13 protein-coding genes are annotated in these 11710 nt (G+C 38.0%); 8 read left to right on the plus strand and 5 right to left on the minus strand.

Annotation, left to right across the window (positions count from 1 at the left end):
* Window positions 1-2: 2 nt before the first annotated feature.
* The 4 genes from ytpR to pepA all read right to left on the minus strand — a co-directional run bounded on the left by ytpR (window position 3) and on the right by pepA (window position 2953).
* Window positions 3-608, minus strand: coding sequence for a YtpR family tRNA-binding protein (gene ytpR, locus ESP02_RS05820; RefSeq protein WP_002374324.1), 606 nt, complete (start codon window positions 606-608; stop codon window positions 3-5).
* 316 nt (window positions 609-924) lie between these two features.
* On the minus strand, window positions 925-1389 hold the full coding sequence (locus ESP02_RS05825; protein WP_002292633.1) for a universal stress protein: 465 nt from the start codon (window positions 1387-1389) through the stop codon (window positions 925-927).
* Between the two features lie 21 nt (window positions 1390-1410).
* Complete coding sequence (locus ESP02_RS05830; protein WP_002374322.1) at window positions 1411-1731, minus strand: thioredoxin family protein; 321 nt, start codon at window positions 1729-1731, stop codon at window positions 1411-1413.
* A gap of 142 nt (window positions 1732-1873) precedes the next feature.
* Entirely contained in the window at window positions 1874-2953 is a 1080-nt protein-coding gene (gene pepA / locus ESP02_RS05835) for a glutamyl aminopeptidase (RefSeq protein ID WP_002374321.1), read from the minus strand.
* A 199-nt stretch (window positions 2954-3152) separates the two neighbouring features.
* Here pepA and ESP02_RS05840 point away from each other — a divergent pair, with 199 nt between their 5' ends.
* The 4 genes from ESP02_RS05840 to ESP02_RS05855 all read left to right on the plus strand — a co-directional run bounded on the left by ESP02_RS05840 (window position 3153) and on the right by ESP02_RS05855 (window position 7628).
* Entirely contained in the window at window positions 3153-3503 is a 351-nt protein-coding gene (locus ESP02_RS05840) for a PepSY domain-containing protein (protein ID WP_002292629.1), read from the plus strand.
* Window positions 3504-3685: 182 nt separating this feature from the next.
* Entirely contained in the window at window positions 3686-4639 is a 954-nt protein-coding gene (locus ESP02_RS05845) for a glycosyltransferase family 2 protein (protein ID WP_002374319.1), read from the plus strand.
* Window positions 4640-4651: 12 nt separating this feature from the next.
* Window positions 4652-6439: a DUF6020 family protein gene (locus ESP02_RS05850; protein ID WP_002374318.1), complete on the plus strand. Its 1788-nt coding sequence runs from the start codon at window positions 4652-4654 to the stop codon at window positions 6437-6439.
* Window positions 6426-7628, plus strand: coding sequence for a hypothetical protein (locus tag ESP02_RS05855; protein WP_002374316.1), 1203 nt, complete (start codon window positions 6426-6428; stop codon window positions 7626-7628). The genes ESP02_RS05850 and ESP02_RS05855 overlap by 14 nt, the downstream gene beginning before the upstream one ends.
* 75 nt (window positions 7629-7703) lie before the next feature.
* Here the strand turns inward: ESP02_RS05855 and pepV are convergent, their stop codons facing one another.
* Complete coding sequence (gene pepV / locus ESP02_RS05860; RefSeq protein ID WP_002374314.1) at window positions 7704-9122, minus strand: dipeptidase PepV; 1419 nt, start codon at window positions 9120-9122, stop codon at window positions 7704-7706.
* Window positions 9123-9270: 148 nt separating this feature from the next.
* Between pepV and ESP02_RS05865 the strand changes: the two genes are divergently transcribed.
* From ESP02_RS05865 to ESP02_RS05880, 4 genes are all read left to right on the plus strand, one after another.
* The gene (locus tag ESP02_RS05865) at window positions 9271-10116 is read left to right on the plus strand and encodes an NAD(P)H-hydrate dehydratase (RefSeq protein ID WP_002374312.1); all 846 of its coding nucleotides are present in this window, start codon (window positions 9271-9273) and stop codon (window positions 10114-10116) included.
* 3 nt (window positions 10117-10119) lie between these two features.
* Window positions 10120-10560 carry a thioesterase family protein gene (locus tag ESP02_RS05870; protein WP_002374311.1) on the plus strand — a complete coding sequence of 147 codons (441 nt, stop codon included), beginning with the start codon at window positions 10120-10122 and terminating at the stop codon, window positions 10558-10560.
* Window positions 10561-10610: 50 nt separating this feature from the next.
* On the plus strand, window positions 10611-10805 hold the full coding sequence (locus tag ESP02_RS05875) for a hypothetical protein (protein WP_002315615.1): 195 nt from the start codon (window positions 10611-10613) through the stop codon (window positions 10803-10805).
* Between the two features lie 135 nt (window positions 10806-10940).
* Window positions 10941-11627, plus strand: a complete 687-nt coding sequence (locus ESP02_RS05880; RefSeq protein WP_002374310.1) for a GntR family transcriptional regulator — start codon at window positions 10941-10943, stop codon at window positions 11625-11627.
* The last annotated feature ends 83 nt before the right edge of the window (window positions 11628-11710 follow it).

Genomic DNA, 11710 nt, shown 5'->3' on the forward strand with positions numbered 1-11710 from the left:
CTTTATTTTGGAAATGCTTCTCCGACTGCGGCATCCTCAGGCAATACTAAAATTCCTTTTTTCTCTGGAGCATTTGGCAAATGCAATTCACGAGCGGAACAGATCATTCCATAGCTGTCTACCCCTCGCAAAGTTCCTGGCCAGATCATCATTCCATCCGGCATCATGGCTCCTGGTTTTGCAACGACAACTTTTTGTCCAGCTTCGATATTTGGTGCACCGCAAACGATTTGCAATACTGTACCATTGTCTACTTCTGTCTCAGTAATCGATAAATGGTCAGAGTCAGGATGTGGAACGCATGTTTTGACATACCCGACAACGATCTTCGGTTCATGGTCAGCTTCAAGCTGTTCTTCGAATCCTGCTTCTTTGATCAATCGATTCAATTTCGCTAATTCTTCATCTGTTAAGCTTACTTGGCCGTTCCCTTCGATTGTTAGATGATCGGAGATATGGAAAAAGTTCCAAGCAACAACTTGACCTTGTTCATCTTTGATCCGAGCAACATTCCATTTACGTTCAACAGTGTTTTCTGTTCCTTTATCGTCGGCTATGATAACCATCAAAGTGTCTCCGACGTGTGCTTTGTTATAAGCAAAAATCATGTTCTTTCCTCCATTATCCTTTGCTGAGATTTATCTTAACAAAAAATTGCATTCACTGCATGAGATTTTTTTCATGCTTTATTTCCTAGTTTTCACAAAATAGAAGAGACTGTAACAGAAGTGGGCAGCTTCAAGAAATAAGAAGGAATTTACGAAAATTGCTTCTCGAATTTTTGTGAAATTTCGGCTTATTTTTCGAAGAAGCTACTTCTGGAACACTATTTATTCGTAACAAGGGACTGTGACAAGACTTTTGTCACAGTCCCTTTACTGTTTTTAGTGAATTGATTAAAAAGGTTATACAAATTCCACTTGCTTAATTACTTGGCTGTTCTTCTTCGTCAGAAACGATCAAGACATCACAAGGTGAATGACGTATGACGTAGCTGGCTACACTTCCTGTCATAAAGCGTTCGACTGCATTTAGTCCAGACTGCCCAACCATGATTAGATCGATTGCATATTTTTTTGGCAATTTGACTGCCATGGATTCACGAACAGAGCCGTAGGCAATAATTCCTTCTATATTTGTGTAATCAACAGATTTCCCATATTCTTTACATTCTTCGATCATTTGCTTGGCTGTTTCAGTTTGCTGATCGACTAGATTTTGATCAATAGGAGCATAGCCCATAAAGTTATAAAATTGCTGATCGATTACATTTGCTACATATACTTTCCCATTATTACGGCGAGCCACTTCTACCGCTTTTTTGAAAGCAGCAAGTGCTTGTTCACTACCGTCGATACCTACTAAAATGTTCTTATATTCTTGATTCATCTTGACCCCTCCTAACAGATGTCAGCCTTTTGTTACACTTTCTAGGAACGATTCAATTTCCTGTTTTGTTTTACGATCTTTATTCACTAGACGACCTAATTCTTTTCCGTCTTGGATCACGACAAAACTTGGGATACCAAAAATGTTCCATTCAGCGGCTACATCTATGTACTTGTCACGGTCTACTTCAATAAATTGCCAATCAGAAAAGTCATTTTCGATTTCAGGCATTTGCGGTTTGATAAAACGGCAGTCTCCGCACCAGCCGGCAGTAAAGAAAAATATACTCTTTCCAGTTTCTACGTAGCCTGCTAATTCTTCTAAACTATTTGGAATAATCATTCTTTGTCCTCTACTTTCTCTTTATGTATTTTTCAATTAAATTATACACCTTTCTTACGAACTAACAAACATTGATCCTCTTTTTATAAAAAAAATCTGACAAAAGGTTTCTTTTGCCAGATTTTATAGTTTCACTATCGCGTTATTTTCCGTATACGATCGTATTCACTGTTGATTTATCCAAACCTTTCAGTGTTTGAATCAACATTTCTCGTGCAGCTTCAAAATCGCGAATACTGAACATCGTTTGATGCGTATGGATATAACGTCCCACTACGCCAATCACTGTACTTGGGATTCCTTCATTTTGTGTATGAGCAGCACCTGCATCTGTACCGCCTTTTGAAACAAAGTATTGATAAGGGATATTGTTTGTTTCAGCGATATCCAGCAAGTATTCACGCAAACGAGGAAGCATGATCAAACCTGGATCTTGGATACGCATCAATGTACCTTCTCCTAAATGTCCGAATGTGCCATTTTTCGTCACTGTGTCATCTGCTGCAGAGCAGTCTACTGCAAAGAACAGATCTGGCTTGAATTTATTGACAGAAGCTTTAGAACCACGCAAGCCTACTTCTTCTTGGACATTCGCGCCTGCAATCAATGTATGACCTAATGTTTCATTTTGTAACGCTTCTAAAGCTTCTAATACCATTGTACAGCCATAGCGGTTGTCCCACGATTTGCTGATGATATTCTTTCCGTTGGCTGTTTTGATTGTTTCAGCGTAAGGAACGATTGTGTCTCCTGGAAGGACACCGTAACTCATTGCCTCTTCTCTTGATTCAAACCCAGCATCGAACAAAATATCTGTTACTTCTACTGATTTTTGTCCGCTTGTTCCTCGCAATAAATGTGGGGGAACGGAAGAAGAAATACATGGGTAATTCTTACCAGTAGAGGTTTTAAGTGTAAAACGTTGAGCAGAAACAACGTAAGGATTCCAGCCGCCTAGAGGTACGACTTTAAAAAGCCCGTTTTCTTGGATTTGTGTCAGCATGAATCCGACTTCATCCATATGTGCTGCGACCATTACACGAGGTGCATCCGCTTCTTCATGGTGGCGCAGCCCAAAAATGCCGCCCAAACCATCTAACTGTAACTCATCTACCAGCGGTTCCATATGACTTTCCATATAAGCGCGAATATCTTGTTCAAAACCGCTTGTTCCTTGTAATTCTGTTAACTCTTTGATTCGTTGAAATGTTTTTTCTTCCATATGCTATTCGTCTAAATTTCAGACTAAACTCCTCTCAGACTTATATTGATCTGCGGATAAAATATGATTTTTTCTGCAGACCGATCGTATTTATTATAGCTTATTTTTTCTGGTAGCGGTTATTTATTTCAAAGAAAATATGAGAGTGTGGTAAAATAAGCACAAGGAGTAGCAAGTGAGAAGAAGGAGGTATATCCACATGTATGAAGAAAGCGAATTAAGCTATTTTAAAGGCGGGTTAGCCGTTGGGATCGGTCTAGGATTATTGAGCGGGGTAGCTTCAACGATTTGGTATCATCGCAAAAAAGTGTTATCAGCAGACCAAGTGCTTGAAAATATCAAAACATCTTTTTTAAAAGAAGGCGCAATCGAAGGTTCTTGGATCTCTTTTGAAAAAGAACCTATTAGGAAATTCGCCGTTCGGTCGAGTGCTTATCGGGGTGGGCTTTCCCGGATAGAAGATGGCGAAACTGTTTATTATGAATTTTTAGCAGATGCTCATACAGGAACCGTATTAGACATTTCAAGAAAAAAGGGCGCAATAGATTAATACGTCAAAAATGAAATAACGAATACGCACCCACTATCTAAAAGAGAGGTATCCTATCCTTCTTTTATAGTGGGTGGTTTTTACAAAAATAGGGCTATTTCCTCTTGGAATAGCTAGTATTTATAGTTATTATACGGTATTCTTGAAATAAGATTAGTTTTATTATATAAGGAGAGTGACAAATGGAATCACGTGAAAAAATTGCCGTGCTCATTCCTTGTTATAACGAAGAGGCGACAATTTCAACTGTTATTGAAGATTTTAAAAGGGAATTACCAGAAGCAGACATTTATGTCTATGATAATAATTCTACCGATCGAACATACGAATTGGCCGTTCAAGGTGGAGCAATCGTAAAGAAAGAACCACGTCAAGGAAAAGGAAATGTAATCCGTCAAATGTTTTTTGATATTGATGCCGATTATTATTTGATGGTAGATGGTGATGATACTTATCCTGCAGAAGCTGCACATGGTTTGCTTGAGAAATTACGTTCTGGCGAAGCAGATATGGTCATTGGCGATCGTCTATCAAATGGAACCTATTTTGATGAAAATAAGCGTCCTTTCCATGATTTTGGGAATAATCTGGTTAAAAATACAATTACTTACTTATATAAAACAAAAATTCGCGATGTCATGACCGGCTATCGAGGATTCAATCGAATTTTTGTCAAAAGCTTCCCTATTATGAGTTCTGGTTTTCAAATCGAAACAGAATTGACGATCCATGCTTTAGATAAAAAATTCAAGTTCGTTGAGATTCCAATCGATTATCGCGATCGTCCTGAAGGTAGCGAATCAAAATTGAATACATTCTCTGACGGATTCAAAGTGATCATGATGATCATCAAAATGTGCAAAGATTATAAACCTTTGCTTTTCTTTGGGATCTGGACTATCTTCTTCTTTTTATTTGGATTGGTCACAGGGATTCCTGTGATTCGTGAATATATGCTGACAAGCTTTATTACACGCATCCCTTCTGCGATTTTAAGTACGGGATTGATGACTTTAGCCCTTCTTTCATTAGTAACAGGGTTGATTTTGGATACGGTCGTCACAAATGCCAAGAAAGAATATGAATTGAATTTATACCATGTCTACCACGAATATCAAAATAAAGAAATGAAGTAGGAGGCCTTTTTTATGCATAAGAAAAAGGAGAATCTATTTCCTGCTTTTTTTGCAACTTTATTTGCGTCAGGTTTTGCTTTTTTTACTTCTTATGGTTTAGGAACTTTGAATCCAGCAGTAATCATTGGTTTAGCCATGGTTTTGCTACTTGCTTTTAAGCAATATGGAATAGAGTTGTTTTCAATAAAAAACAAAGTGGCAGCTATTGCCCGATTGTTTTTTTCTGCAGCTTTTGCTCTTACACTTTCTATTGGCAGACAGATACAATTTCAGTATGTCTCAGCAAACTATACAAAGACAACGATTGCTGATGGAAGTATTTTTTACTTTCTTGTTTTTTTCTCCGTTTTTGTGTATTCTTTTTTATTTTTACAATCGATTTATTTATCAATGCCAAAACTGGAAACATTTTTTACTGCTAAAAACGCACAGGCTTTCTCTTCAAGAAAATATTTTTTATTCTTTACTGTCTTTTTAGTTCTGTGTTGGCTTCCTTATCTGTTGGCATTGTATCCTGGAGTGGTTTTGCCTGATTCGTTAAGTTCGGTCGCCCAATCTATGGGTGATGTTCCTATAAGCAATCATCATCCCGTCTTATTCACCTTGCTGGTCAAGCTATTTGTTCATGATTTACCAACTGATACGATCAATCACGGTGTATTTTTATTTTCTATTTTCCAAACATTGATAACAGCTTCAGCGATAAGCTATTCTCTTTGCTGGCTGTTAAAAAGAAACATCCATTTTTTTCCGGTACTCATTAGTTTATGCTATTTTGCATTTGCACCGGTTTTTCCAATTTACGCCTTGAACATGCAAAAAGATACTTTGTTCTCTATCGCTTGCTTTTTATTTTCCTTAGCGGTGTTTGACTTTATTTTTCAACAAGAAAAGCCAACGATTCTCAATCAGATTTACGTAATCATCCTTGCTTTACTGACTACCTATCTAAGAAATAATGGGATTTATGTAGTAATCGCCACAGGTTTGATTTGCGGCTTGATTGTTTTGAAACAAAAAAGGTATCAAGCATTCTTTCAAGTGGTACTCGGTTATACAGTGATTGCTGGACTACTCATCCACCCGTTGATGGCTCGTTATGCTATTCCTACAGAAACTGCTGAACAATTAGGTATTCCTTTGCAGCAAATTTCTAGAACTATTGTTATGGATGGTGACTTGTCTAAGAAAGATAAAGCATTCATGAATCAGCTACTCCCGATAAAAGATTATGAAGCGTATTCTCCTAGTCTCGCAGACTCAATCAAGTGGCATAAAAATTTTAACAATGAATTTTTGAATACACATAAAAAAGAATTTCTATCACTATGGGCAAGAAATTTACCAAGTAATATAAAAATTTATACAGATGCTTATATTTTAGAAACGTTCGGGTTCTGGGTACCTGGTACAAAAAATAGTTACGGCTTTTTAGATACTCGTGTAAATACGAATAATTATGGGATAAAACAAGTAGATTTGATTGAACATCTTACTGGATTGTCAGGAATGAAAAGAATCATCGATGCTAGTGATTTCTTTGGTTCCGGCACATTACTGTGGTTAGCTATCGGCAGTGCACTTTTAGCAATCTTTAAGAAGAAACATCGGTATCTACTCCTTTTTCTTCCCGGTATGCTTGTTTTTGCTACTATTATGATTGCTACTCCTGTGGCTTTTAGTTTACGGTATGTGTTTGTTTTAGCATTAGGTTTGCCTGTCTATATCCTCTCTCCTTTTTTACTAGATAAAAGAGAAAAAATGAAAACAGATATAGGAGATACTCATGAAACTATTTAAAAAGATATTTTTTGCTTTTGTTTTCTTGATTGCTAGCTATTGCGTACTGCTGACAATTACTTTTGTCATTCCGCAGCATTCTATTGAATCAAATGCAGAAAAATCTCTACAGATGGTTGAAAAAGAAGGGATGTATCCTTCTATCAATCAAGGAAATATGCTAGGTACTCGGTTAGATAACTTTACTGATCATTTGATGATACGAAAAACAAAAGCAGACCCTGAATTGAACCCATTGGAGAATGCGATGTCTATGGCGGATTATCCTCGTTATTGGCATGGTTATCAGCTCTTTTTGCGACCTTTATTGCTAGTGATGAGTTTAGGTAGCATTCGGATGATCTACGCAGCTGTTCTTTTTCTGTTGATTGGGTTAACGAGCTACTTTTTAATCAAGCGTAGCGACATCTATTTAGCGATAGCCTTATTAATCTCGCTTGTTATAGGAAATGCCGCAATCTTTTTCTTCAGTATGCAGTTTTCAAATATTTGGATTTTGACATTATTGTCTGTATTACTATTTTTAACAAAACCGCAATTGTTCAAGACCAATCAACAATTATTCTTGTATTTCTTTGTCATTGGTTCTTTAGCTAACTTTTTTGACTTGTTGACAACACCGGTCATCTCTTGGGGGATACCCGTGATCATTATTTACTATGTAACAAATAAGTATTTAATGGATAAACGCAGTTCATTGAGCAAACAAGTAGGCAGTTTTGTTTTTACCGGTATCTTTTGGGGATTAGGCTATGGTTTGACATGGGTGACTAAATGGATCCTATCATCGATCATATTGAACAAAAACATTGTAAAAGATGCAATCAACCAAATCCTCTTTCGAACGGAAGGAAACGACAAATACCCGTTGCATCGATTAGAGATGCTGAAAAGCAATATTAGATTGATGTATCCAAAAGTAGCAATATTATTGCTATTGATTACTTGTCTTGTTTTTCTCTATTTTGCTTATCGTAAACGAAATAGCTGGCGTCCGTTCCAACTTCTAGTTTTGTTTGTCTTAGCTGCTGTAACGCCGTATATTTGGTACAACATTTTAGCTAATCACTCACAGATTCATTATTGGTTTACGTATCGTACGCAAATCATCACAAGTTTTGCTATACTTAGTGCTTTCGCCTTTTTGATCCCTCCTGAGAAATCAAAAGACGAACTGAATTACTTTTAGGAAGACCGATGTACTGATTCATTTTTAAACATAAAAACTCCAGCTATCAGAGATAGCCGGAGTTTTTTAGTATTTTTATTTCGCCAAACGATAGATAGCATCTGCATAGATTGCTGTTGCTCTGAACAAGTCATCAAGACTCATAAATTCGTTTGCTTGGTGCATTGTATCAGTATATCCTGGGAACATCGCTCCATAAGCAACGCCACGTTTCAACAAACGTCCGTAAGTTCCGCCACCGATGATTTGTTCGTAGCCTTTTTCTCCAGTGTGGTCTTCATAGACTTGCAATAATGTAGCCACCAATGGATCATCCATCGGTACGTAATGTGGTTCCATTACGCGAGCACCTCGAGTAACTGTTGCGCCTTCTTGGCTCACTGTTTGTTCGATGTCACTTTGCAATCCGTCTACTGTTACACCTTTTGGAAAACGGAAATTCATATTGATGAAGTTCGCTTCTTCTGTACCATTTTCTTCAAAAGCAAATAGTCCAGCATTCATTGTCAATTTGCCCATTTTTTCATCTTCATAAGCGACACCTAGTTTTTCTCCATAGAAATCTTCATGGACATAAGCTGCTGCTACATGGATAAATTGTTTAGCAGATCCTAAGAATTCATAGTTATCTAAGAACAATGCCAAGAAAGAACCTGCATTGATACCTGATTGTGGGCTTGCACCATGTGCACCTTTACCAACTAATTCGATTTTTACATACGTATTGTCTGCTTCAATCGTTCCGCTTACTGGATTTGCTTCGATGAATTGGTAAAATGCTTCTTCCATCGCGATAGCTGCATCTGCACTTGGTACTTGAAGTGCTGCAGTTGCTGTTCCTGGCACCATGTTTTCGCGAAGTCCGGAAACAAAAGATTTCAATACATAATCTCCTGCATTGTCGCCTTTGAATCGTAAAGCTAAAGAAACATTTCCTTTTTCACCATTGATGATCGGAAATTCAGCATCTGGCGAGAAACCAAAATCTGGTTCTTCTTCATGTTCGAAATAATAAGCCATATCGCCCCAGCCGCTTTCTTCATCACTACCGACTACGAAACGCACTTTTTTCGATAGTTTCAAATCAAGTTCTTTAATGATTTTCATCGCATAGTAAGCTGCCATACTTGGGCCTTTGTCATCACTTGATCCACGTGCAAAGATCTTTCCATCCTTGATTACTGGTTCATAAGGATCTGTGTCCCAGCCATCTCCTGCAGGAACGACATCCATGTGTCCAAATATCCCTAGTGTTTCGTCTCCTTCGCCAAGATCAATATGCCCTGCATAGTTATCGACATTTTTTACTTTAAATCCATCACGTTCACCATAAGCTAACATATGTTTCAATGCGTCGCGAGGTCCAGGTCCAAATGGTGCATCTGGTGTTACTTTTGAGTCGTCTCGCTCGCTGTTGACACGTAAAAGATTTTTTAAGTCTTCAAGCAAATCTTCTTTACGTGCTTCTACTTCTTTTTGCCAATCAATTGTCATAAAGTTAATCCTCCACTTATTTAAGTCTTCGTGTTCATGATACCACAAATTACAGAAAAAAATAGTTCAAAAAATCTGACAATTCCTTTTCTTATCTGTTTTTCTCTAAAAAAAATATACGTTATAATGAGTAAAAGGAGGTTTTTTGATGCTGATAGACGAACAACTAATGAAAAGAGTCATCACACCTCGTCCAAAAATTTCACATAAAGGAACATTTGGACGTGTCGTTTTGATTGGCGGCAATGAACAATACGGCGGGGCAATCATCATGAGTGCTTTAGCTGCCGTACACAGTGGAGCAGGTCTCACGACAGTAGTAACGGATGAAAAAAATCGGAGTGCCCTTCACAGTCATCTGCCAGAAGCAATGATCGTAGATTGGACGGATACTGACCAGTTTCTTTCCGTGATAAAGCAAGCAGATGTACTCTTGATTGGTCCCGGATTGGGCACTTCTTCCAAGAGTTTGGAACGTTTCAAACAAGTACTAGAAAACCAATCAAAAGAACAATGGCTGGTGATTGATGGCTCTGCTTTAAGTTTACTGGCTGCTAACCATCTTTCGCTACCCTATCCCGAACAAACAGTACTTACACCTCATCAAATGGAGTGGCAACGGTTGAGTGCTCTACCGATACAAGAACAGCGAGATGAAGAAAACAAAAAGAAGCAACAGGAAATCGGTGCTGCGGTCGTTTTGAAAAGTCATGAGACAAAAATTTATGGTCACCAACACTTCTACACCAATCCTTTAGGTTCAGCTGCTATGGCAACAGGCGGCATGGGTGACACTTTAGCAGGAATGATCACAGGATTCTTCGCCCAATTCCCTCAAAATGACCAAACGATTGCGGCAGCTGTTTATCTTCATAGTTTCATCGGAGACCAGCTAGCAAAAGAACAATATGTCGTTTTGCCTACACAGATCAGCGAAGCACTTCCGAAGTGGATGAATTATTTTTGTAAAAAATCAATGGAAAACGAGGCATGAATCATGGAGAATTTTACAGGTTATGTACGAGAACCTTTTTATTATGAAACAGATCAAATGGGGATTATTCACCATAGCAATTATATCCGCTGGTTTGAAGAGGCTCGGGTAGCCTTATTGGTACATCTAGGGTTTCCCTATAAAAAAATCGAAGAATCTGGGATCATTATCCCCGTTCTGGAAGTAAATTGCAGCTATAAAGAAATGATCCATTACGGAGAAAAAGTGAGCATCCATCCAACTATCCAAAAATATACGGGGACACGTTTGGATTTTAGCTACGAAATTGTGGGAACTGAAGACAAAAAATTAAAAACTATTGGTAGCAGTAAACATTGTTTCTTACTTTCTGATTCGCAACGATTAGTGAAGCTGAGCAAAGTCAATCCGGAGCTAGATCAGTTATTCCAAGCGTACGCTTCTCTGGATAATGCTATTTCTTAATAAAAAACCGTCTAAGCATTTTTCTTGTATTGTGTCGAGTAGTTCGTATAATGAAAAGAAAAAAGCAGGTGATCCCCATGTATGTCGTTAAAGTAATGCACGGTTACATCGATAAAACTGGCTGCCGCACTCGGGAAAAAAACTTAGACAATCTGCTCATTTTCAAAGACAAAAAAGAATCCGAAGCTTTTGCTAAAAGAATCGGCGGTCGTGTCAAACCGATCCAAGAGGTACGACCAGATTGATTCAGTATTTTCTTTTCGAGGCTCTAATAGGCATGCCCTATCAGGGCTTTTTTTGAAGAATACGTCTTTGCATCCACACGTTTTGTAAGCGATTTATGTTATAATAGATTATACCTACACAGAAAGGAAGTTTTAATGGTTATCAATAATTTGCAGCAGCAAGCTTATGAATCTATCCGTAAACAGATCATTTATTCCGAGTTAGCACCTGGAAGTAAAATCTCCGATAAAGTGTTAGAAGAACAACTAGCTATCGGACGCACACCGATTCGGGAAGCACTGATCCAGCTTCGTAATCAGGAACTTGTAAAAACCATTCCACAGTCCGGCACCTATGTTTCAAAAATCGATATCCGATCTGCTTCATTAGCCCGTTATACGCGGGAAAAGCTGGAAAAGCCGATCCTGCAAGAATGTAGTGCGAAAATGACAGCGCAAGATCAAGCTAAACTAGAAAAAATATTAGAACAAACCGATCAGGCAGTGATCGCTCAAAATAAAAAAGCTTTTTTTGATTTGGATACTGATTTCCACCGAATTTGTTATGAAATTGCTGGAAAACGAGAGATTTGGGACTGGCTGGAAAGTTATAGTACGCACTTGAACCGTTTCAGATGGTTGCGTTTGACGATTTCAGAATTAGATTGGGGGCGAGTATTAGATGAACATCAGACAATGCTTCAATCAATGATTGATCATAATTTTGATGAAGTCGGGTTTCTTTGTACGATGCATTTACATATGATTATCGAAGAGCAAGAATACGTAATTCATAATTACCCCGATTATTTTGAAGATATTCAGGAAAGACCCATCAAATAAAGGGACTGTGACAAAAATCGTGTCACAGTCCCTTTCTGTGTTCTCCTGCCAACTCCTCGATATTAGCTCAAAAAACGGCAAAA

Source organism: Enterococcus sp. NBRC 3427 (assembly GCF_007996925.1).
In the GTDB taxonomy this organism is placed as follows: domain Bacteria; phylum Bacillota; class Bacilli; order Lactobacillales; family Enterococcaceae; genus Enterococcus_B; species Enterococcus_B lactis.